Origin of the sequence: Vibrio sp. J383, assembly GCF_023503985.1 — a bacterium.
GTDB classification, from domain to species: domain Bacteria; phylum Pseudomonadota; class Gammaproteobacteria; order Enterobacterales; family Vibrionaceae; genus Vibrio; species Vibrio splendidus.
Genome location: NZ_CP097293.1, coordinates 2,293,298 through 2,317,850 on the forward strand (window position 1 = coordinate 2,293,298; position 24,553 = coordinate 2,317,850).

At 43.6% G+C, this 24,553-nt stretch carries 16 protein-coding genes; 15 read left to right on the top strand and 1 reads right to left on the bottom strand.

The annotated features are described in order from the left end of the window. Window positions 1-28: 28 nt before the first annotated feature. The 11 genes from M4S28_RS10490 (at window position 29) to M4S28_RS10540 (ending at window position 16,050) form a co-directional block, all read left to right on the top strand. The gene (locus M4S28_RS10490; RefSeq protein WP_249631758.1) at window positions 29-961 is read left to right on the top strand and encodes a type VI secretion system baseplate subunit TssG; all 933 of its coding nucleotides are present in this window, start codon (window positions 29-31) and stop codon (window positions 959-961) included. Window positions 962-1,008: 47 nt separating this feature from the next. Next, complete coding sequence (gene tssH / locus M4S28_RS10495; protein ID WP_249631759.1) at window positions 1,009-3,621, top strand: type VI secretion system ATPase TssH; 2,613 nt, start codon at window positions 1,009-1,011, stop codon at window positions 3,619-3,621. Window positions 3,622-3,630: 9 nt separating this feature from the next. Beyond that, the gene (locus M4S28_RS10500; protein ID WP_249631760.1) at window positions 3,631-6,198 is read left to right on the top strand and encodes an MFS transporter; all 2,568 of its coding nucleotides are present in this window, start codon (window positions 3,631-3,633) and stop codon (window positions 6,196-6,198) included. Beyond that, a complete protein-coding gene (locus M4S28_RS10505) occupies window positions 6,195-7,193 on the top strand; it encodes an ABC transporter substrate-binding protein (RefSeq protein WP_249631761.1) in 999 nt (332 codons plus the stop codon). Before M4S28_RS10500 ends, M4S28_RS10505 begins: the two co-directional genes overlap by 4 nt. Continuing rightward, window positions 7,180-7,908: a transporter substrate-binding domain-containing protein gene (locus M4S28_RS10510; protein WP_102481957.1), complete on the top strand. Its 729-nt coding sequence runs from the start codon at window positions 7,180-7,182 to the stop codon at window positions 7,906-7,908. Before M4S28_RS10505 ends, M4S28_RS10510 begins: the two co-directional genes overlap by 14 nt. A gap of 3 nt (window positions 7,909-7,911) precedes the next feature. Next, window positions 7,912-8,862: an FHA domain-containing protein gene (locus M4S28_RS10515; protein WP_249631762.1), complete on the top strand. Its 951-nt coding sequence runs from the start codon at window positions 7,912-7,914 to the stop codon at window positions 8,860-8,862. Next, window positions 8,859-9,347 (top strand): type VI secretion system lipoprotein TssJ, encoded by a 489-nt coding sequence (gene tssJ / locus M4S28_RS10520; RefSeq protein ID WP_249631763.1) that lies wholly within the window; start codon window positions 8,859-8,861, stop codon window positions 9,345-9,347. The genes M4S28_RS10515 and tssJ overlap by 4 nt, the downstream gene beginning before the upstream one ends. Before the next feature lie 41 nt (window positions 9,348-9,388). Beyond that, complete coding sequence (gene tssK, locus M4S28_RS10525; protein WP_029223513.1) at window positions 9,389-10,720, top strand: type VI secretion system baseplate subunit TssK; 1,332 nt, start codon at window positions 9,389-9,391, stop codon at window positions 10,718-10,720. 5 nt (window positions 10,721-10,725) lie between these two features. Next, the gene (gene icmH, locus M4S28_RS10530) at window positions 10,726-11,922 is read left to right on the top strand and encodes a type IVB secretion system protein IcmH/DotU (protein ID WP_249631764.1); all 1,197 of its coding nucleotides are present in this window, start codon (window positions 10,726-10,728) and stop codon (window positions 11,920-11,922) included. A gap of 2 nt (window positions 11,923-11,924) precedes the next feature. After that, complete coding sequence (tssM, locus tag M4S28_RS10535) at window positions 11,925-15,317, top strand: type VI secretion system membrane subunit TssM (RefSeq protein WP_249631765.1); 3,393 nt, start codon at window positions 11,925-11,927, stop codon at window positions 15,315-15,317. Window positions 15,318-15,396: 79 nt separating this feature from the next. Continuing rightward, on the top strand, window positions 15,397-16,050 hold the full coding sequence (locus M4S28_RS10540; protein WP_249631766.1) for a protein kinase domain-containing protein: 654 nt from the start codon (window positions 15,397-15,399) through the stop codon (window positions 16,048-16,050). A gap of 169 nt (window positions 16,051-16,219) precedes the next feature. Here M4S28_RS10540 and M4S28_RS10545 read toward each other — a convergent pair whose 3' ends face one another. Further along, window positions 16,220-17,449 carry a hypothetical protein gene (locus tag M4S28_RS10545; protein ID WP_249631767.1) on the bottom strand — a complete coding sequence of 410 codons (1,230 nt, stop codon included), beginning with the start codon at window positions 17,447-17,449 and terminating at the stop codon, window positions 16,220-16,222. 321 nt (window positions 17,450-17,770) lie between these two features. Between M4S28_RS10545 and M4S28_RS10550 the strand changes: the two genes are divergently transcribed. From M4S28_RS10550 to M4S28_RS10565, 4 genes are all read left to right on the top strand, one after another. Beyond that, entirely contained in the window at window positions 17,771-18,814 is a 1,044-nt protein-coding gene (locus M4S28_RS10550; RefSeq protein ID WP_121603176.1) for a response regulator, read from the top strand. A 32-nt stretch (window positions 18,815-18,846) separates the two neighbouring features. Beyond that, on the top strand, window positions 18,847-22,539 hold the full coding sequence (locus tag M4S28_RS10555) for a response regulator (RefSeq protein ID WP_249631768.1): 3,693 nt from the start codon (window positions 18,847-18,849) through the stop codon (window positions 22,537-22,539). A 286-nt stretch (window positions 22,540-22,825) separates the two neighbouring features. Further along, on the top strand, window positions 22,826-23,797 hold the full coding sequence (locus tag M4S28_RS10560; protein WP_009846588.1) for a tripartite tricarboxylate transporter substrate binding protein: 972 nt from the start codon (window positions 22,826-22,828) through the stop codon (window positions 23,795-23,797). Window positions 23,798-24,042: 245 nt separating this feature from the next. Continuing rightward, the gene (locus tag M4S28_RS10565) at window positions 24,043-24,543 is read left to right on the top strand and encodes a tripartite tricarboxylate transporter TctB family protein (RefSeq protein WP_004733594.1); all 501 of its coding nucleotides are present in this window, start codon (window positions 24,043-24,045) and stop codon (window positions 24,541-24,543) included. Window positions 24,544-24,553 lie beyond the last annotated feature (10 nt).

Genomic DNA, 24,553 nt, shown 5'->3' on the forward strand with positions numbered 1-24,553 from the left:
ACCAGAGCTTAGGCTGCAAGGGGGATATATGAAGCATTTCATCGAAGACCTAGCAGCTCAGCCTGAAAAGTACGATTTCTCTCAGGCAATGAGGCTATTGGAGCAGCTTCAGTCCCAAAGTAGCTTGCCGATACAGATCCAATTGAAATCGGAGGCGATGCCGACTGGCAACCCTCAAGAGATCCAGTACTTCTCGTTAAAGGGAAACAAAGCCAAACTCAGATTAGCAAAACAAGCGCTCTCGGGCGTTAAAGGCGTGGTACCTAATTACATATACGAAGAGTTGTTAGCCGCTATCCACAATGAAGATCATTCGCTGCAAGATTTTCTGGACGTATTTAATCAACGACACTTTGAAATCACCTATCGAACCAATGCTCGACGTTGGCTGCTCGTTGAAAGTGAGCAAAACCCAAAGAAAACAGCACTATTGAATCACTTTGCTGCGCTTGGAAAAGAGCACAAAGAGTATCTCCAATATTCATTACTGCTAAGCCAACAAAGCCGAAACCTGACGACTCTAAAAAAGATTTTAAATGATTTTTTTCCCTACTCCATCGACGTGGAGTGCAAGGCATTTGAACAACGTCTATTACCGACCGACTCGTTAACTCGCATCGGTGTTAATCGAGATTTTAACAGTCGCTTGGGACAAGGTTTTTTGGTTGGCAAAACTTGCCTAGCTCATTTTAACAACTTGAGTATTTTTGTTACCCCAAAAAACAGAAATGAGTTCCTCGAGATTCAACAAGATGACCAATTTGCAAAAGCTGTGTTGTCTTTGACTCAGCACTATTTAAAAGACAGTACGCCTGTTGCCATTTATCTGAACGTCAAACGTTCATATTTAACCAAACCCCGTTTATCAAGCAAGGTTTCTATAGCCGCTCGTTTAGGTGAAATTGACTACCTTGCACCTGAGCGTAACCCCAATGAAACCGTAAAGATTTTGCTTTTGTAGTTCATAAATACGGAATGTGTAGATTATAGAGATACAAGGAATTGACTATGACACAAGTAACTCTCACTAACTTAGTAGGAAAGCTATCTCCCGAACTGAAGCAAGCGTTGGAAGCGTCTGCGGGCGCGGCGATGAACCAAGGTGTTGGAGCGATAGAAACAGAACACTGGATCCTTCAGCTTATTTCCCAAAAAGATCCAAAGCTAATGGCGTTGTGCGAATCTCAAAAGCTGTCATTAGACGCCTTAGTGAATGAGCTTTCCAAAAAAATAGCTATGCTTCCAAAAGGCAGCGAAGGTCAGCCGACACTAAGCCATGGCTTAACTGAATTAATCAAAGATGCTTGGATGATTGCATCCGTAAACTATGGTCATGGCGAAATCGTCAGCTTGCATCTTATTCAAGCTTTGATGCAACAGAACGTGTTAGGCGTAAGCACCCTACAACTAGAAACGCTAAGCAGTGTTTCGCTCGAATCTCTGCAAGGTCTGATCAAGAAAACACCTATTGCCCGAAATTCTGCAGCGCCTTCAACCGGTGGTTCTTTCGATACTACCCCAGCAGGTAACGACGCACTGAGCAAGTACACGGTGAATCTGACTCAACAAGCGATTGACGGCAACATAGATCCAATTTCTGGCCGTAATTCCGAAGTAAGAAAAGCGATTGATATCTTATGTCGTAAACGCCAAAACAACCCGATTATGGTCGGTGAGCCCGGCGTAGGTAAAACCGCTGTTGTTGAAGGCTTAGCGTTAAGAATTGCAGCCGACGAAGTCCCTAGTGCTCTGCAAGGCGTGCAAATCCACTCTTTAGACCTTGGCTTACTGCAAGCAGGCGCGAGCGTTAAAGGTGAGTTTGAAAACCGCTTAAAAGACGTGATCAACGAAGTGAAAACTTCAGAAGTACCCATCATTGTTTTCATCGATGAAGCTCATACCCTCATTGGCGCAGGTGGCGCTGCTGGACAAAATGACGCAGCCAACCTTCTCAAACCAGCGCTAGCTCGTGGTGAATTCAAAACCATCGCAGCGACAACTTGGGCTGAATACAAAAAGTATTTCGAAAAAGATCCTGCTCTAACACGCCGATTCCAAGTTGTGACGATTGAAGAACCAAATGCAGAAGATGCGATGCAAATGCTGCGTGGCGTAGCCGCTTCATTGCAAGCTCACCATGGCGCTTTTATTGCTGAATCCGCGATTGAAGCAGCGGTCAACTTATCGATTCGTTACCTTCCAAGTCGCCAACTGCCAGACAAAGCCATTAGCCTACTTGATACTGCGAGTGCACGAATCGCATTGACACAAGGCGCGAAGCCAGAAGTATTGGAAACGTTAGAGCAAACCATTCGTTACCAAGAAAACGAGAAGTCGGCGTTAGAAAAGGAAGATGCACTGTTCTCAAATAGCGCTGAATTGATCAAAGAACTCACACAATCAATCGAAGAAAACCAACAAACATTGGCAGCGTATTACACGCGCTGGGAGAAAGAGATTGAGTTAGTTGACCAAATCAAAACGGTTCAACAGGAGATCACCGAAGAGCAAGAGCAAGATGCTGTCGACGCTAACAAGCAAAAACAGCTCGACACCCTGCGAACTGCATTGGCCGAGTTGCAAGGTGAAGAACCTCTTGTTTACGCCATGGTAGACGACAACACCATTGCTCAAGTGATTGCGAATTGGACCGGTATTCCTGTTGGTAACATGATGAGTGATGAAATCGCCAAGCTGCTGACCTTAGAAGATGAGCTTAATACTCGAGTTATTGGTCAGGATGTCGCGAAAAACGAGCTCGCAAAAGCGATTCGCATATCACGCGCTGGGTTAACCGATAATCGTAAACCGATTGGTGTGTTCCTGATGTGTGGTCCTAGTGGTGTGGGTAAAACTGAAACCGCCATGGCGCTTGCGGAGCAACTGTACGGAGGTAGTAACGACCTTACCGTGATTAACATGACCGAGTTTAAAGAAGAACATAAGATCTCTATGTTACTCGGCTCGCCTGCCGGTTATGTCGGCTTTGGTGAAGGTGGTGTGTTAACGGAAGCTATTCGACGTAACCCATACTCAGTGTTGCTATTAGACGAGATGGAAAAAGCGCACCCTGGCGTGCATGACTTGTTCTATCAAATCTTCGATAAAGGCCATATCAAAGACAGTGAAGGCCGAACCGTCGACTTCAAGAACACCATCATCATTATGACGTCGAACGCAGCTGACCAAGCTATCTGTGATGTGTGCGCTAAAACCACAGACCGTATCGACAACGATGAGCTACTTGAAGCTATTCGTCCGGACTTGCAACAGTACTTCAAACCGGCTTTCTTAGGACGAACTACCATTGTCCCTTACTATCCGCTTAACGATGAAGAATTAGCGAAAATCACCGAGATCTCGCTCAATCGAATCAAGAAGAAGCTCGCAGAACAGTACCAAGCTTCCTTTACTTGGGACGCAGATTTCATCCAGTTTGTTGTTGACCGTAATACCGATCCTACGACGGGTGGCCGTGCTGTTGAACAAATCATTAATCGTTCATTGATGCCTAGATTGGCTGAAGAATGTATTGGTCGACTCAGCCGTAGCGAACCGATAACTCAAGTCACTGTTAGCGCGACCAACAATAGTGCTGACTTCGATTTATCGATTAAGTAGGTTTTAACTATGAACAGCAAAGCTAGCCAAACGTTGATCAAACCTTCACTAATTAACCTATCACTTAGGGTTAAGTTGATGCTTGCTATCATGGCGGTTTTGCTGTTTTCCATCACCTTAAATGCAACGCTGAACTATTTTAATTTCGAGAAAAGGCTGACTGAAACCTCCGACTCCATCTATGAAATTGTATTAGAAGAAACACATAACGATATCAACCAAGCGATCAGTTTAGGCTTGCCTCTTTCAGCGATATCCAACATCCAAAGTATGTTGGATCGCCGTTTAAAAATTGTTGACGGTATTACCGCCTTAGTTGTCGTCTCAAGCTCTGGCGAACAACTCTTTGGTACAGGAGAACAAAACAACGAAAATAACCGTCAGCTATCGCTCGATATCACCAACTCCTTTGGGTTAGTAGAAGGACAAGTAAAGCTCTACTATTCCACAACGCTATTAGAGCAACAGAAAACCTTCTTGCTCAAACTCCAGTTCCTCTATTCGGCAATTTGGATACTACTCTCTTGCCTGATTGCTTTTATCGCCTTGAAGTACCTATTGAAAGGTATTGTAGGCCGAGTAAAAGGCGCAACTGCAATATTTGAATCCGCGACCGATTCGGATGAATTACTGCCAACGATCACCCAAGCTCACAAGGCGCTGCAATCCCCGAATTCATTGTCTAAGTTTGAGAAGCTGAAAAACAAGCACTTTCCGGTGTTTATCATCTCTCTTGCCATCCTATTGACCATCATTGCTAACCTTGGGGTTTCTTACCAATCGCTAGACAAGTTTTCGCAGATTTACGAGGTTAAGCTCGAACAGAAATCCAACCTGATTGGTGACTCATTAAATCAGATGATTAAAGGGTTACTAGACAAAGGCGTTCCTGACGACAAACTGCATGGCTTAGAAGATGAATTTGCTTTCTTCGTTGATCACCATAGCGAAATTCTGTCGATTAACTTTGAAGGACAGTCAGGCTCTTCTTATCGCTACCCCGAAGAACAAGTTGTGCACCCTTCTATCCGAGAATCGACGTTCTCACTCAACAACAGTCATACTATTCAATTGAACGTCACCACCGACAACAACCTGATCATTAACCTGCTTAAAGAAAGCGTCATGGACATGATTACCGTTTTGGTTGCCTCTTGCCTCGTGGTTGCAGAAATCATTCTGTTCATGTGTAACTTCATGATTATTTCACCTTGGAACCAAGTAAAGAAAGTCTTCATGTTGGTAAACCGAGACATCGTGAATCATTTGGCTAAGATCTCGTCACGCGATGAGATTGGCAAACTACTCAATCTGACTAACCAAGCGATCACTAAGCTAAACCCGACTCAACCATCACAAGACATCGATAAGCAAGACTTTCGATTCATTCGTTTACCGCTGTTTTTATTAGTGTTCTCAGAAGCATCTTCACTCGCCTTTTTTCCTAGGTTCGTCTCTTCACTGGAAAATACAACCGGTTGGATACCTGAAAACCTAGTCACGAGCTTGCCCATTTCTCTGTTCATGTTGTGTTGGGCTATCTCACTGCCATTTGCAGGTTACTGGTCAGATAAAGTAGGCAGAAGGCATTCATTGATGACAGGTGGACTCATCACTTGTATTGGCTTGGTTGCTACTGCTTTCATTCAATCTCTCGAACTCTTGTTGGTGGCTCGTGCTTTTACCGCTGTAGGCTACGGTATCGTATTTATTTCAGCGCAAGGTTATGTGTCAGATACCACTAACGATTCTAATCGCACCAAAGGAATGGCGACTTTCTTGTCATCATTCTTTTCTGGCTCTTTATGTGGTGCAGCTATCGGAGGAATCTTAGCGGAGAAACTTGGATACTCAGAAACATTTATGCTCGCAGGACTGTTGGCAACATTGAGTGTCTTACTGGTCTATGTGTTTTTTGAAAAGTCGACCACCAGCAACGCGAGTAAACCCGTTCAGCTGAAAGACTTTAAGCTTCTGTTGAGTAATAAGTATTTTGCATTAATTACGATATTCAGTGCGATACCGGCGAAGATCGTACTGACAGGCTTCCTTTACTACATCTGCCCCGTATATCTGCAATTCCTTGGCGAAAGTAGCTCTGTATCTGGAAGGGTGATTATGGCTTATGGCCTCGCGATCATTCTAATTTCACCATTGAGTGCCATTTTGGTCGATAAGCTTAAAAACAAAATGGCCTTTATTTTTATTGGCGGATTACTTTCGTCCCTTGCCTTGCTCAACTTCTATTTTTTCCAAGGCACATTAGGGTTGCTACTTATTGTTATTATTATTGGTGTCGCACACGGCATCTGTGTTTCTCCTCAAATACCTTTAGTCATCGACCTACTTTCCGGGCAAGGGATCGAGAAAGGTAAAATCATCGGTATCTTTAGGCTTACAGAGCGTATCGGTAATATCGCGGGGCCAATGCTGGCTGGGGTTTGTTTGAGTATCTTCGGTTACGACCAAACTATTCTTATATTTGGTGCGTCACTCCTCGCGAGCTCCTTTAGTTTAATTGTGTTTTTCTCGATATTCCTGAAGTCTGATAAACAGAAGCTAGGGGTTCAATCATGAGATTTATAGTGTTCGTTCTTAGCTTTATTTTGATGTCCCCCTCCTCATTTGCTAAGAGTGATGAAAAACACGTCATTCTTTTATTATGGCGAGGAGTAACGGACGCAGAACAAGGCTTCATGGATTATTTATCCCAACATATTGATGTGAGATTTACCGTTCTTGATGCCAACAGAGATAAAGCTCAGCTCAAACAACATATTAGAGATCTAGAATATAAAGAAGCTGACCTCATTTATTCATTTGGTACCACTATCACATTGAATTTATTAGGAACTTACACAGAACCAAGCGAATTTAGAATAAACAACACGACTCCGGTTGTATTCAGTATCGTGACCGACCCTGTGGGCTCCAAGTTAATCACTGATTTATCTTCAACAGACAGAAACTTTACTGGTGTATCGCACATCGTACCCCATGAAATACAGTTTAAAGCGATAGAAAAGCTCAATAACATTTCAAGCCTTGGGGTTATATATAACGCTGACGAGAATAATTCGATTATCACCGCAAATAAAATGATGGAGTTATCGGAAATTTATAACAAGCGTGTTATGTTGTACCCATTAAACATTGATAAAACCAAGTCAAACAGCGACTTAATTAACATCACGATCAACAATATGAAACGTGATGGTATCGATATGGCTTATTTACCCCCGGACTCATACATTATCACCCAAGGCGGGGAAGTCGTATCGGGGTTACATTCCGCAGGCATACCTACTTTTTCGGCGACCGAGAGCCCGATAAGAAAACACAAGGCCCTGTTTGGTATTGTCAGCCGTTACTACAATGTTGGTCAATTCGCTGGATACAAAGCGAATAACATATTGAAAGGAACTCAAAAAGCTTCAGACATTCCGATAGAGTCACTTAGCCAATATTCCTATATTGTTAATATCGAAGCCGCTCATAAGCTCGACTATTACCCGCCAGTGTCAATCTTGAAGATCTCTGAAGTGATAGGACACTCTAATGATGTTAACTAGAGCCTCTACCATCAGATTATCGCTAGTCACCCTACTCATCTCGACGTTTTGGTCGATGAGTGCTTCTGCTCAAGTAAAAATTGGGCCATCTCGCCTAATGCTGACCACACAAGATTGGCCACCGTACCAAACCTATGAAAACGCTTCGATGCAAGGGATCGCATTAGATAAAGTTAAATGCGCGTTAGGCATGATGGGACAGCCTTATCAACTTACGATGACAACTTGGTCGGACGCACAACTGCGCGTGCATAGCGGTAGCCAACACGGCTTTTTCGTCGCCACTAAAACTTCTGAGCGTGATGAATACGCTACGCTCTCAGCACCCATCGCAAAACAGACGTTGAATTGGTATTTTGGCCCAGGAGTGGAGCCGAAGGTTGATGAATTGTCAAAGTTAAACCTTAACTTTTCTGCCAAATTTGGCTCAAACAAATGGTTTTGGCTAAAACGTAATGGATTTAACGTCGTTAAGCAGCCACGAGATGCTAAAGTATTACTAAGACTTTTAAAACAAAGGGAAATTGATGTTGTTTTAGAAGATGAGTTGGTCTTTAAAAGAGAGTTGAATAAAGCCTCTTTACCACTCGATTACTTCAATTCGACGAATTTAGATACCAAGGATATGGGGGTCTATTTTTCGAATCGATTCCTTAAAACCTATTCGGGTTTCTTAGACAGTTTTAATTCAGCCATATCCAAGTGCAAGGAGTAGCCATTGTCCATCAGTGTCCACATGATTTCTGTACCTGCTGAAGAGGTTGTTTCCTCTAGAGTGACGTATCTGCCCGAAAGTGGCGGAAGCTTAGGTCGTTCTCCGTCATGTGATATTGCGCTACCCGATCAATCAAAATGGATCTCTAGAACTCACTGCCAGCTCTACCCGACAGATCGTGGTTACGTGATTAAAGACATCAGTAACAACGGCGTATCGCTAAACGATAAGTCTTTGGCAAAAGAGAAAGAGTACGTCATTACCGACGGCGACATCATCAAACTTGGTGGCTACACACTGCTGATTAGCCTATTGAGTGATCCAAAAGTCAACGCGGCCAATAACACCACACAGGATGAAACTTTTATAGAACCTTTTAATTTAAAGCTTGATGACAGCGATACTGACTTTTTAGATGACTCACCAGAAGTTGCTACCGTTCAGAAGACCTCGAATTTCTCTTCTAAGAATGTTCTGAGTGATGACCCCTTTTCATCTGATCCATTTGAAGATTTGGACGATAACAAAGTCATACCGAACATTGAAGTAGACGAAATCTCTCACGCCGACAACAACACTCTCTCTTCTGCAGAGTTAGAGTATCTGCCAGTCAATGTTGAGAACAACACTCGCATTGAAGAGTCTATCGACAAACTCATCACGCTGACCGAAAAGAACCAACAATACTTACAGAATCCTCAGCTTCAACAAAAAGCGCTGTTCGACGCCCTAGAACAAACCGTTGATCAGTTCTTAAATGAATTTGCACCAAAGCAGCTTGAGAGCCAATTTAGTGAGTATGTCAGTAGCGGCATTTTTACCAACAAAGATAAAAAGTATTGGAAAATTTACCGAAAGCACTTTCAACACCGTCAAGACAACGGAGATTTCAGACGCCAATTCAAAGCGTTGTTTATGGAGAACATGCAGAAGCAAAGTGAGGAGAGAGAATGAAACGCCTCATACTATTATCGCTTTGTGTATTGATCACAGCATGTTCTTCATCAGAACCCGCTGCTGTTGTCACACAGTACTCATTGACCGTTAAAGCGGATGCGACAGTCAACCAATACAATGACGACCAAGCGAACCCAGTGGTCGTTAGACTATACCAATTAACGGATCAACAACTGTTCAAACAACTTCCGTTTATTGATTTATACAACAATGATCTACAGCTATTGGCGGCAAACTTAGTTTCAAAACAGGTGTTACCGATAGTACTACCTAACTCAGAGCAAAAGCTGACGTTAGACATCAACAAGAACACGCAATACATTGCAGCTCTGGTCGAATTCGCTGATTACCAAAATGGCACAACTAAGACCGTTTTGATGATGCCTTCCGACCCAGAGCAAACCTTAGAGTTAACGATTACAGGGAAGAAAGCAGAGTTAGCCGTGATACAGCCTGACTCCAGCTGGTGGCAAATCTTTTAATAAAAAAGCCAATATATAAAAATAATAGAAAAGGATTTTACGTGGACGCTTTCAAAAAAGTAGTGTGGCAAGAAGGGATGTTTATTGCGCCTCAGCACTTTCAGCAGCAAGACCGCTATGTGCAAAACTACATTCGTCAGAATATCGAAACACTGGCTGGTTTTGCCCCTTTTTTCGGCATCACCGAGTTAGTACTGAACCACGATCTTTTGAAGATCGGTAAGCTGTCGATTCCAAGCTGTTCTGGTGTGTTCCCCGATGGAACCCAATTCAACCTCAAGCAAGAGATTGTTGTCGATATTCCGCAAGGCACCATTGAAACCATCGTTTACCTTGCTCTGCCAATCTCCTTGCAAGGCAACAATGATTACAGCGAAGATGGCCAAGAACAAAGCCGTTACATCACTCGTTCAATCAATGTTTTCGACACGTCTACCTCTGAAAATGCCAGTGTTGAAGTTGATGTCGCTCAGCTTAATATCGGTCTCAAATTCGCGGGAGAAGACACGTCTGGTTTTACCCTAATTCCCGTAGCTAAGATCTTAGAAATCAGTGATTCAGACGAAGTCATGCTTGATAGAGCCTTCATCCCAGCTTGCTTGCATTACGGCGCTTCAACTCTCCTTAGTGAACGAGTCAAAGAGATCCACGCGCTGGTAAGTAATCGCGCTCAAAACCTATTGAAACGCATCGAAGCTGGCCAAGGGCAAAAAAGTCCTCAGTCTATGATGCAAGATTTCCTGTGGCTTCAAACGCTCAACACATGGCTACCGTGGTTTGAATTAACCATCAGTAACACCAAATACCCGACACACGAACTGTATTCAAAGTTGAAACAGTTTGAAGCTCAAGTCATGGCGTTAACACCAGCGATTCCAGACGAATGCCAGCCTTTAAAATACGACAAACTCTATGACAACTTTAACCCACTGTTTTCGAGCCTGAGAAACTTACTCACTCTAGTTCAACAAGATTCGGTTATTGAGTTCAAGTGGGATATTTCTCTGTTTGAGAAACGCCGCTTACTTCGCACATTAATCAAAGACCCTAGCAGCGTTTATAATCGTCGTTTCGTTCTCAGTGTTAAGTCAGATATCAGCAGCACAGAGCTTAACGAGCTGTTCCCTATTTCGGCCAAGTTAAGCAGTAACAATAAGATCGTAGAGCTAGTGAGAAGCTCGCTTTCTGGTATCTCATTAACACCGCTTCCGATTGCACCAAGCGAGCTTAAGCCGATGCAAGGCGTCGCTTATTTCGAAGTGGATACTAAGGACCGAAATTGGTTAGACATGCTAGACACACGTGACGCGATTGCCCTACACGTTGATGCGCGCATTCCTGCTCTCGAAGTCGTTCTATACGCGTTGAGATAATGGCTATGGATTATTTAGACGAAGAAACACTGGTCATAGATAAAGCATCAAAAGGCTCTGCTAACACAGAGTCTGATCAGGGATTATCTAAATTGGTTGCGGTGCACTCCACCAGCACTCAAGAAGAGTTTCTGCGTCATTTTGATAAGGCAGAGAATCAACTGATCAACATCAGCAGTGATTTACTGACTAAAACACTCAAGATCTCAACGCTGTCTGAGCCCGAAGATTTAACCGTTTTCCGCGAGCAGTTTATTCAGGGCATTAACGATATAAAAGCTCAAGCAACCGAGCTTACCTACCCTATTGCTGTTATTGATAAGCTGTGCTTTTTGTACGCTGTAGTCATCGATGAATTCATCATCTATACCGAGTGGGGAGAGAAACGCGGCTGGGAAAACAAAACCCTGCTTAGCGAACTGTTTGGCATGCGTAATGGTGGTGAACTGTTCTTTTCTGTTGCTGAAAAAGCAGCAAGACAGCCACACAAACTGATCGATCTTCTAGAGATTATCTACCTCTTCATCAATATTGGATTCAAAGGCCAATATCGCGAAGGCGGCGCTGAACAGTTAAAAGCATTCGTCCACCAACTAGAACAAACCATCAGCCAATATCGTACCGCCAGTGGCGTCCACTGTCGCACGAAGGTAAAGCTTCCTGACGTAAGAAAACCGACTAGACGTAAACGTTACTTCATTACCAGCTTGTTCTTCTTTTGTTTGATAGCAACCAGTATTGGTTTAACAGAGTTCTGGTACAACAAAACCCACGCACAGCGATCGCGTGATTTCACCTTTTTACCGAACTTTAGCCAACGCTACGTTCTATCAGGAGAAATCAAAGACATAGTCTTCATCAGCCAAGATAACGACTTGGAAAACCCTCCTCGTCACGCAAGTAAATCTGACGCGGTAGAAGCCGAAAAAACGACTAACTTCACGCCAAGTTCAGCCAATTGGTTGGTCCAGCTCGCGACGTTCTCAAGTAAGAAAAATGCCCAAGCTTTCATCAAAAATCTATCTCCATCCGCTTATGAGCCAATTATCTCACCTTACAAAAAATACTATCGAGTGATATTAAGAGCTAACACCTCAGAAGAAGCGAGAACAACCAAAGCTTGGTACGTAGAAAACGACCAAATAAACGCCATTATTGTTCGCACTTCTGCGCATGACTTAAACAAGGAAGAGTCTAACTGATTATGCCGGATGCCAAATCAAACAAGTCAGGCAACGTTAAAAAGACAGTAGGTATTTCAGCTCTAGCCTCTGTCGCCTTTTTTACCGTCGCCTCTAGCGTCATTCTGCTAACACCACTCAATGCTTATTTGGTGTGGGCGCTGACCACTATCGCCATTATCTCTACGCTTATCGGCTTCATTTGCTATTGGGTGCTCATCAAGCGCAGCGCAAAATCGCAAGAAGAGTCTTTCGACAAAGAACTGATTCAGAAAAGAAAGAAGCAATTAGCAAATCATTTCAAACGGATGATCAACGGGCAAAAGCGCAAAACTCGCTTAACCAGCCGTTACGACCAGCCAATCTATCTACTACTAAGTCAGAACCCAAACAAAGACAAAAGCATCATCACTCAAATGGGTTACGAAGCCTACAAGCTTGATGACTTCGGCAATGACATTGAATTCCCGGTCCTGTTTTGGGTTAGCGAGCATTCTATTTTGGTGTCGGTAAGTATGGGCGAAGACCAGCATCCTGAATATCTAAAGACACTCAGTCAGTCTCTAACTGCATGGCGCCCGAGACAAGCTGCAAATGGTCTGTTACTCACCACTGACGTATCGTCACTACTTGAAAACAACGAACAGATAACACAACAGGCTGACGAGCTTAAATCGACAATCAAGACGTTCAATCAAGCTTTTGGTGTTAGTCTGCCGATTTATAATGTTATTTCGAATATGGGCAGCATCAGTGACTTTTGTCAGTTCTTCTCAGCTTTTGACGAGTCGAAAAGAGATGAAGTATTCGGTGCCACAGCCCCTTATTCTGTGCACGGTGGCATCGATGCGAACTGGTTCAATAATGAATACGATCATTTGATCAGTGAACTGATTGCGAACATGAGCAATGCATTAGCAGGTCAATTGAATCAAGATTATCGAAACTCTATTGCCAGTGCTCCTTTCCAGTTTGGACTATTGAAACAAAACCTTTGGCTGTTCCTCAATCGATTATACCGAGGTGAGCAACTCAGTGACGCACTGCAGTTCAGAGGCTTCTATTTCACTCATGATGGCCAAAGCGCTTCGCAATCCGACTTGCTTGCGAGTGCGGTCTCTTATTCTGTGGGGCACGAGCATTATCAACAAAATGAACAAATCCCGGTTAATCAGACTTTGTTTGCCCAATACCTCATGACACACGTGATCCTATCGGAACACGAGTTAGTCGGCGTAAACAAGCGCAAAGAGAACACCTTGTTGGTTAACCAAGTTCTGTTCACGCTCTCTTGGATTGGTTTACTCGCAGCCGTGTTATTGGTGATTAAGTTCGACTTTGATTTCCAAAATCAACGCGAGACCAGAGCGGATGTAATGTTGGAACGTTACAAAGAAGCGATATCTGCCTCACCTTATGATATTGAAAACATGGCAGATAACATTCCGAACCTGTTCTCACTGCAGCGAATCTATAACCTCTACAAACAGCCCGAGCCTTGGTATAGCTTGCCGTTTATGCCGAATCCTAGCATCAAGGAAGAAGTCGAAGAGGCCTATTTCACGGAATTACAACAGGTGCTTATCCCTTCGATGGAAAATACGATCGAGAAGGACCTGTTTGTATACGTAAACCTTGAAGATCAATCTCAAACGCTGTCTCTGCTTAATAACTATCGTTTACTTTTCAGTAAAGACAGAACCAATGTCCAAGAGCTTAAAAACTACTACGTTCGTACGCTGCAAGACCAAGGAGAGGCCGATAGCGTCAACATTGCTCAGCTAGAAGTGCTATTGAATGACATCTTTGCACGTAACCTGACGCCAATGAAATCGAACCATGATTTAGAGAGCCTAGCCAAGAAAGTCATCACCCAGACGGGCATTGAAACCCTGTTGTACGAACATATCCAAAGTTCGACTACCTACGCAAAGCGCGTCGATATTCGTGGTGAACTAGGTGATAACTTTGACTCAGTACTTCAATTCTCGCCAAGCTACGCTGGCTACTTAGTTCCTTATATCTACACACCGACGGGTTTTAACGAGCTCGATTTATCGGTCAATTCCCCGACTCTAAAATCCGCCTTACAGTCTTATGAAGGCGTTGCAGGGGCTTACCCTAGTGCACTCGAGCTTCACCGAATCAGCCGAGAGCTGAAGCAAACCTACCAGAATGATTACATTAACTATTGGCGTGATTTGGTTCGTAATGTCGAAGTCAAAGAAGTGTCTGACCCTACGCAACTAAAAAACACGCTAACGAGCCTATCGGAAGCCAGCAATAATCCATTAGTCAGTTTGTACTCGACAATCGCTAAGTACACCTATGTTGAGCTTGAAATCCCTGTAGAGGATGACAAGAAACAAGATCCTGCGAGTATGCCGATTCAAGACCCTGATAAAAAAGAATCCGCTCGTCAGATATCTCTTAGTTTCCAAGCATACAAAAAACAGGTTTCTGCCAATGACCAAGGTAAGAAGCCCATCGACAACCTACTGACCGCATTTATTAACGCTAAAAAGTGGGGAGACAAGTTTTACGAGACCAAAGAACCACAAAAGGTCGCCTTTGAAACACTGTCTGTAACGTTACAAGCTGGTAATCCTATCGCATCGCTATCAAGCCTATCCAACAATCATTTAGCGGTAGCTGAAGAGCTGATCAATAAAGTGGTACACCAGAGTAATGAGACGGTGATGTCATTAGCTCACGACTACTTGAATACAGCGTGGTCGAAAGAAGTGTATCAACCTTACCAGCAGCGGTTAGCTTCATTTTATCCGTTCAACCGAAAATCCAAATCGGACGTGAGTGTTGCGGATGTGAAAGCCTTCTTCGTGACTAATGGCATCGTCGATAAGTTCTCTCAAACTCGCCTTAATGGATTCGTTAAAGATAGTGACCAAGCACCCTACTTATCGGGATTATTACCCGGCACAGGGTTATCCATTACGCCTGAAGTTTGGACAATGATTGATAAGGCCGCTGATATAAAGAACGCCCTATTTTTAGCTGATCCATCGAATGTTCTGATCAATTTCCAACTGAAAGCCGTCGATATGACACCAAACATCACGGAATTTTCGATCATTTCAGATAAGCCTATCTTTACCTATCGTCATGGCCCAACACTATGGAGCCAACAATCATGGCAAGGTGACGCGAAGTTTATCGAGAAGTTAGGCATTCAACTCAATGCTCAGGATTCTACAATTGGCCAGAACACTGTAAAAGGGACATGGAGTTGGTTCCGCTTGTTCGAGCCAAACGTGAGTTTCACCTCTGCTCAAGATACTCAGGTTGAATTTGTATACGGCGACAGTAAAGTAAAACTGACCATCAAAACTCAAGGTCAATCGAACCCATTTGTTCCCGGTTTCTTCTCTGGATTCTCACTGCCAAGTGGGATCTAATAACGCACTTTCAAACAGCTCGTCTTGTCCATCAAGGCGAGCTCAAGCTTCTGAGGATGATATATTCTCAAAAACGGACTTGAACGATGAAAAGCTTTTGCCAGTGTTCAAAGCTCATGGATACACTAACCTCTCTCGTTTAAGTTCACGGGTTTTCAAAGCCCAACATCCTAGTTGGGGGCTGGTTACGATAAAATCTGCTCAAGAGTTAAAACACCGTCATTTCTTAAAACAAGAGGCGGAGTTTCTGTATTCAAATACCAATTTCAATATCGACTCTAATAAAAAAGATATCTGGCCGAACTATTGTGATTACTTTTCTAGTCACAAGAGTGACTGTTTAGTTCTTTCTTACATGAATGGTAAAACACTGCTAGAGATACAAGCAGATTCAGATTTGGCGGAATGCTTACCCTCTCACTGGATTAGTACTTTAGAAGCTACGATTAACCAAGTCCACACGTTAGGTTTCGTTCATGGTGATATTAAGCCATCCAACATCGTATTCAGCCCGCAAGGCCAAGCCCAACTCATTGATTTTGGATCTGTTACTAAGATAGGTACTGAACACGAACAGCTTCGATTTGAGAGTTACACGCCTAGATACTCTAGACCGCACTTGGTAACAAGCAAGCTTGACGATTGGTTCGCTCTTGCGGTTATGTTAGAGGAAGTTTTAGATGATGCAGCCCTACCCAGCCGCTATCAAGTTCTCCTGAAACAGCATAGATAAGCCAGTCATATCTGTATTTTTATCTTTAGGAATCAAAAAAACGGATGAGCAATCATCCGCTTTTTTGTTCGCTTTAATCCAAGCCACTTGGCCTATGTTATGAACACAATAACCTGAGTGATTCAGGTCGCTCTTTTATTCTGTTCATTTGGTTATTCAAGTAGCTTTGTTATTCAGGTATTAGAAGCGATTCCAATCCACCAGCAACAGTCGCTGCGAGTGCTTTAGGCGCAAGGCTTTCTTTCACGCTATCTTTGATAGTTGTGCCATTAAAGAAGTTCTTAACCTGCTGCTTTCTTACCGCCTTAGTAAACGCTTTTTCATCCGTTCCCGGAATAAAGTTCGGTTCACCACGCGCGGCATTTAACGCCTGCTTCACTCCCGGTTTATTACTCTCCAATGCGATTTCGCTATTGGCAATAAACGCTTTAGCTTCTTCTTGCAATGTGGCATATGCACTTAAAGTCGACTTCTGGAAAGATAACTTAATCACCGATGGATCAGTGTTCACCTTACGGCCAAACTTACGCTTAATTCTTCGAGTTAAGCGAGTCCTCATATTAGGAGGTGGTGGTGTGATATCGGTAATTGAGAGAAAATTGTATGGCGAACTGTAACAAGGCATACAAACCATGTAAGAAGCGATGACGGGGATCTCCTCCATCTTCATTTTGAACCAGTCTCGGAAAAAGTTCGCGCCAATAACATCTCTCTTCTGGTTAAGCATCACACACTCTTGCTTAAACTTACGAAACTTACGTTCCATTACCCACTTGTCGTATAAACCGCGGAAAAAATTGAAGATCGAAAGAACGGCTTTAACAATACTAGTTACGGTAGCACCGATTCCTGAACTGGCTAAGTTAATCGCGATTACACCACCATGAGCCAGTGCAATCATTGAGTCTTCGATTGCAACAGCGCGGATCTCACCACGAATTTTATCAATAACATCAGCACCAACACGCGTCGTTGTCATTGAACTAAGATGACGAGTTTTATGATTGTTAACGGCTTTACCCAATGCCGAGTAAATTCGTGTTACCGCTTCTTTGATGTCATCAATCGCAGGGGCTAGATCGGCAAATATTCGTTTAACCAAACTAGGGATCATAGCGAGAATCTGAGCCTTAATATCATCCATCGCTATGCTAGTAATACTCTTCGCATAGTCCAAGAATTTTTCTTTGATCTGCTCGGTTATGTTTTCAATCATACCAGCAAGGCTTGTTCCACTCCCTGTCACAGCCTCTGTAATGGTGCCCGTTAAGCTGTCAACTTCTGTTGCGGCGGCAACAGCAATTTTGACCTTATCAACTTTAGTCACACCCACCAAATCTGCATTCGCAAACAGCGATAGCATGTCTTTCTGAATGATGGTCAGCCCTATATTCGGCATCGTACGTTCTCCCTGTAACAAATCCACTTTAGATTTGAAAAGTTACTTGAACGACTAAGTACCTCTGAATCATTCAGTCTTAGCAAACTAGACCCTGAACTATTCAACCTTGATCGCACTACTACACAATCCATGTCGTTATTCTTTGTTAAATAAAGGTTAACATATAAAATATCTATTCATAGAAAGGGACTCCATTATTTCCTTTTAGATTCCAAAACCAAGAATTAACCCTCCAGAAATCATGCATTTCCACCAAATTCCACTACGCTTTATTAGCATAGAACATAGCAATCTGATTAAATTTTTTAGGGACGAAAAATGAATCAAATTACGACAGATAAACCGATTATTCTGGTTGTTGATGACATTCCGGACAACATCCATACACTCTCTGGGATCCTCAACGACGATTTTAAGATCAAAGCGGCGACATCCGGCGAAAAAGCATTAAAGATAGCTTCATCTTCACCAAAACCTCATCTCATTCTTCTCGACATCATGATGCCGATTATGGATGGCTATGAAGTTTGCAGACGACTAAAAAGTGACCCCATCACCTCTGATATTCCAGTGATCTTTGTTACCGCCAAGACCGATGTAGTCGATGAGCAACGTGGTTTTGAATTGGGTGCTGTGGATTACATTACCAAGCCTGTTAGCCCACCGATCGTCAAAGCGCGTGTTGCTACCCATATTTCTCTGTATGACCAAAATTTAGCACTTTCTCGCAAAGTAAGGCAGAGAACAGAAGCTCTCGCCATGAGTCGATTGGAGATAATCCGCAAGCTCGGCCGCGCCGCTGAATACAAGGACAATGAAACCGGAATGCACGTTGTCAGAATGAGTTACTACTCGAAAATTCTGGCTCAACACTTGGACGTTAATGAGGATTGGGTAGAACTACTTTTCCAAGCCGCACCAATGCATGACATAGGGAAAATTGGTATCCCTGATTCCATATTAGGCAAACCAGGAAAGCTGGATCCTGATGAATGGGAAATCATGCAAACACACGTCACCATTGGTGGTGATATTATTGGCGACAACGACTCCAAATTGCTGAAGCTTGCGCAAGAAATTGCGCTCTATCACCATGAAAAATGGGATGGTAGCGGCTACCCTCACAAGCTATCTGGTGAAGATATCCCTCTCAGTGCGCGAATTGTCGCGATTGCCGACGTATTCGATGCACTGACCAGCGAACGCCCTTACAAAGAAGCTTGGCCTATTCAAAAAGCAATTGAGCTTATTCAAGAACAAGCCGGCCATCATTTTGATCCTAACTTAGTGCCAATCTTCATTAGTAAGCTCGACGAGATGTTAGCGATCAAAGACTCTTTTACTGATGAACCAGAACACTAAGTTCGCTGGTACTTTATCAATACAGGTATTTTATGAATACTGTTTCAAGATTTGCTAACGATTCGAAAATAATCTTAGTCTCTTTTCTCGTAGCGGCTATCGTTGTGTTTTCCGTCGCAGTGGCCGCTTGGATTAATCTCAATAACCGCTTCATCGGCGTTGAAGAATACGCTTCCAGTACTCGAGTGCTGACCTCCCTCGATAAACTGCGTGTTTATGAGCTGTCTTTCAGTAACGACTACAACGAACAAGTCATTGATAGCTTTAATAAAGAAGCAGAAACAACTAGTCCGTTAGCCAATGATTATGCCGACCAATATGCAGCGTCACTGCCAATCAATCTGCTCACGGAGTATTTGATTCAATTCAAGCAATACGGCGACATTATTAAATTGAACCAATCCACTCGAGCACTCATGAATGAACGTTCCAATGCAGCGACCGAGTTATTGCGAGAAATGAGGGATCGGCACAATCAAGCCATTAATCAAAGCAGTCAAAACATTCGAGGGTTGCGATTAACCAGTGAAGAACTCACCACCATTGCCTTAAAAACCAGTCAACTCACCACTCTCGCGGTTAATATACAAAACCTCGAAAAAGAGTATTTACTCGACGGTAACCTAAAGACCTACTCACTGGTCAAGATTGAGATGCAAAAGGCTTCACAGTTGATTACCGAATTACACGATCAGATTTTAGATGACAAAGGACAACAGCTTTTAGAGATCGTCGAAAAGGCAAAAAATCGCTATTACACCAACTTAGTTCAGCTTCAAGGCGTACCGGTTTCTTCTAAAAAGTTAAGAGCCTCGCTCATCAATCAAGTCACTTTGAGCGGCTCTGAATTTTCGCGTTCGGTTGGATTACTCTATCAAACCAAGCAGAGCCAAGTCGCGGAACTGAATCACCTCGTTTCTCAATCTCAAGCAGAACTCTCTTCCCAATTGCTCATAGGGCAAGACCTATTGGCAATTCGCACGCTACTAAGTCGTTCAAATCGATTCAACCGAGATTTTCTGCTCGCAAATTCAAAGGAACAGAAGCTCATCGCCGACAAAGTATCGCGCGTTATTAACGAGATGCAATCCAAGTCTTATAATGCGCAACGACTTATTACTTTGTATGCGCCAAACGTAAAAACCACCGCCTTTGACGAGCATATCAGCGTCTATGAATCGCAATTCACTCAGTTAGTCAATTCACAAATGCGAGGCCACCAATTACTCAAAGCGATGGATGAGAGCTTCTTAAAGTTTCGAGGTTTCGTATCCCAACGTCACCTTTCAGAAAGCGTCAATGTTAAAGACTCGTCCAGTGTGACTTACCATTTGGCCGTGGGTGGCGTGATTTTCTTCGTCATTATTTTGTTGATGGGTTTGCTGGCCAACAAAGCGCATTCAGCGTTAGAAACCTTCGCGCACAGCCTAGCTGCTGCACGTGATGAAGCCGATGCAGCGAATCATGCAAAATCCGATTTCTTAGCTAATATGAGCCATGAAATTCGTACGCCAATGAACGCCATCATTGGTATGAGTTATTTAGCATTGAAAACAGATTTAACCAAGGCACAGCGCAACTATATCCACAAAGTGAAACTCTCTTCTGACACCCTACTCGGGCTAATCAATGACATTCTCGACTTCTCGAAAATTGAAGCGGGAAAACTCGACATTGAGAAAGTGGACTTCCAACTTGAGAATGTACTCGACAATATTACTAACTTAGTTGGCTTAAGAGCTTCAGAACGCGACCTAGAACTACTCATTCAAGTCGACAGAGACGTGCCTACTAACCTGATCGGGGACCCGTTAAGAATTGGGCAAATATTGATTAACTTAAGTAACAATGCCGTCAAATTCACCGAAAAAGGTGAAGTGAAGATCTCCATCTCAGTTGCAGAAAGACAAGGCGATGACATCAAGTTGAGCTTTGCCGTCTCAGACAGCGGTATCGGTATGACGCAAGAGCAAGCCGCCAAGTTATTCAACAAGTTCACTCAGGCGGATAGCTCAACAACCCGAAAATACGGTGGCACTGGCTTAGGCCTCGCCATCAGTAAAGAACTGAGCCAACTGATGGGAGGCGATATTCAAGTATCAACAGAGCTTGGCAAAGGCTCGACCTTTTCATTTACGATTGCCACTCGCGTCAGTCATTCTATCCAGCAGCAACGAGTGGTGGTTCCAGCATCAATTAACGATTTGAAAGTGTTAGTCGTCGATGACAACTCCAGCGCACGCTTGATCGTAGGTGACATTCTAGAGTCATTGAAGCTAACACCAACACTGAGTTCATCCGTTGATGAAGCTCTTATTGAGTTACATACCGCTGACGCTCAGAACAAGCCATTCGATTTAGTTATTTCCGACTGGAAGATGCCTAAGAGAGACGGCGTAGACTTAATAGCAGAGCTCATAAATGGGCAGCAGCTAAACACAATGCCTAAGATCATAATGCTGACCGCTTACGACCGAGAAGAGCTTGCTGAAGCCATTGAACAAAGAGGCTTTGAAGTACCGAGTATTCTAGACAAACCAATCACCTCATCTCACCTCTATGACTCTATTGTCTCACTCTATGGGCTAGATTCCGATCGTGTCTCACGTAGTGAACTTGAGCAACAAAATCAGTTAGCCAACGTCCAGCAATTAGCCGGAGCCAAATTACTCTTAGTTGAAGATAATGAAATCAACCAAGAACTCGCGACGGAGCTATTAGAAGGACAACAAATTCAGGTTTCGGTAGCCGAAAATGGCAAGCTAGCGATCGAGCTTTACCAACAAGCCATTGCAGACGGACAACCGTTCGATGGTATTTTGATGGATTGCCAAATGCCGGTAATGGATGGTTATGAAGCAACAGAGTACATTCGTCAGCAGATCAACGATCAAGACATACCGATCATCGCAATGACAGCCAATGTCATGGAGCGAGACAAAGAAAAGGCGCTCGGTTGTGGCATGAGTGACATTATTGCCAAGCCGATCGATGTCGGTTCAATGTTTGCCACTCTCGCGAATTGGGTGTCACCTTCCCGTCCTGTTGCATTTGTTGACCCAATATCACATCAGGAAGAATCTGTAGGCTCTGCTGACGAGTCAGAAGACAATAGTGCGTTTAATGCAGCGCTTTCCAAAGTTGAAGGTCTAGACATTACGCTTGGCTTAATCAGAGCCAACAATAATCACCAGCTGTACATCAAATTATTGCATCGATTTGTCGAGGCCTATTCTGACGAAAACACCTTAACTGCCGAACTATCCAGTAGTACTCAACAACGTTACTTACACACCCTCAAAGGTGTGGCTGGCAATTTGGGTGCTAAACAACTGCACACGTTGTGTGAAAACCTAGAAGCACAGCCAGACGATACCGATTTGAAAGACAAAGTGATCAGCACATCGCTTGAACTAAGCCAATCACTTACGGAAGCCTTCTCTCAAATTGAAGGATCAAAAGATTCTGCAGTAAACAGTTCTACCAAGTCAGAAGACAGGCTTGAACAGCAGCAACAGTCGACTGCAGACCAACAACTCTACCGTCAATTATTGGATGCGACGGTTAATGATGACACCGATGCGCTCACCATAATTCTTAACATTGAAGATGGCGCTAAGATTGGATTATCCCCTTCAGAATTCAAACGACTGGAAGTTTCGTTGGAAGAGTTTGATTTTGACAAGGCAACTGAGATCTTGAAGGGCTCGAACTTATCTGATTAACCTTCTGACAAATAAAGGAATTCATTACAAACATTCCAAATTTCATAGAGAGCCTGACATGGCTCTCTTTTTTTTACCTTCGCACAACACCTCCCCGTGAACTTTATGAACAATATTAATCCAATGTTCTTTATTCTCAATATCGCCGCATTACAGACATTTCGTTAACACACCGTTAACTTTAACGTCATCTACTAAGCAATACCCTATTCGTGTATTTAGTAGCTGGATATAAAACATAAGTTTCTCTCCATTGAAGAGATCCCCTACATAAGGAACGTGAACCATGTTCAAGGCACTGAAACCTACTCTTGCGGCTTCTATTATCGCAGCAACCTTTTCTTTCAACACTTTTGCTGCTGACGTAGAAAAAATCCACTTCCTAATCCCTGGCGGCGCTGGTGGCGGTTGGGATATGACAGCTCGTGGTACGGGTGATGTATTGGTGAAATCAGACATCGTAGAAAATGTCTCTTTCCAAAACCTTTCTGGTGGTGGCGGCGGTAAAGCGATTGCTCACCTAATCGAAACGGCTCAACGCCAAGAAGACACGCTAATGGTGAACTCAACGCCTATCGTTGTTCGTTCACTAACGGGGATCTTCCCACAATCTTTCCGTGACCTAACTCCTGTAGCAGCAACCATTGCCGATTACGGTGCAATCGTCGCGTCTGCGGATTCTAAGTACAACACTTGGGAAGACGTCGTTAAAGAGTTCGAAAGCAACCCACGTAAAGTGAAAATTGCTGGTGGCTCAGCTCGTGGCAGCATGGACCACCTTGTGGTTGCGGCAGCGTTCAAAGGCGAAGGTTTTGATGCTAAAAAAGTGCGTTACATTGCCTACGATGCTGGCGGTAAAGCGATGGCAGCACTGCTTTCTGGCGAAACACAGCTGCTTTCTACTGGCCTTGGTGAAGTGCTAGAGATGTCTAAATCTGGCCAAGTAAAAGTGCTTGCTGTGACGGCGCCAAAGCGTCTTGACGCTGCACCTAACATCCCAACACTGACTGAGTACGGCAACGAAACCGTATTCGCTAACTGGCGTGGTTTCTTTGCGGCACCTGGCACAAGCCAAGCGAAGATCGACGAGTGGAATGTAGCGCTTGGCAAAATGTACAAAACCGATGAGTGGCAAGTGGTTCGTGACCGTAACGGTTGGATCGACAACTACAAAGCTGACAAAGATTTTTACGCCTTCCTAGAAGATCAAGAAAAACAGATGGGCGACCTAATGCGTGAGCTTGGTTTCTTGAAATAACCAACAACCATAGAGGGCTTATGTGCCCTCTTACTCTTTCCTTGTTTCGCCGTGCATGAGTTAACTTCAAACTCCTTTGTTTATTCGTAGACGTATTACTAACGCTTGCCGATTCGTTGTAAACGCAAGTGGCTGATAAACCAGTACCGTAATTCGCTTACCTTTGGTTAGTGATCCCAGACATTTCATTGACTCGCTCATGTACGGCTTTTTTACTTTTTATACCACCCCAAATGGAGTTGGATATGTCGGACTTACCAACCAAATTTCTGAGTAAGGAATCTTTGCTTTCGAAGGATCGCATCGGAGCCATGCTCTTTATGCTTGCGTGTTTATGCTATGGCTACCAAACCACGCTGATTCCTTTGTTCCCCGGTGACGAGTACGAACCCTTCACAGCAAGAACCTTACCTATCCTGCTAACGTTTATCGGCATTGGCCTTTCGTTGATCCTGCTTATAACCGGACAACCGGATAAAAAAGTCACATGCGACACTACGCCGCTGAACTGGAAACTGCTTATTGGCTTCTTGGTGTTAATGGCTTTATACGGTGTTGGGCTGACTTATCTTGGCTTTGTTTTAGCAACCAGCTTCTTCTTACTTGCAGGCTTTTACCTACTGGGTGAGCGCCGCAAAGCTGTCTTATTTGGCGCGTCGTTTCCTTTCGTTATCGCGTTCTTTCTTTTATTAACTCAAGGCTTAGATATCTACCTAGAGCCTGGTTTAATCTTCACTCTTTGGTAGGGATAACATT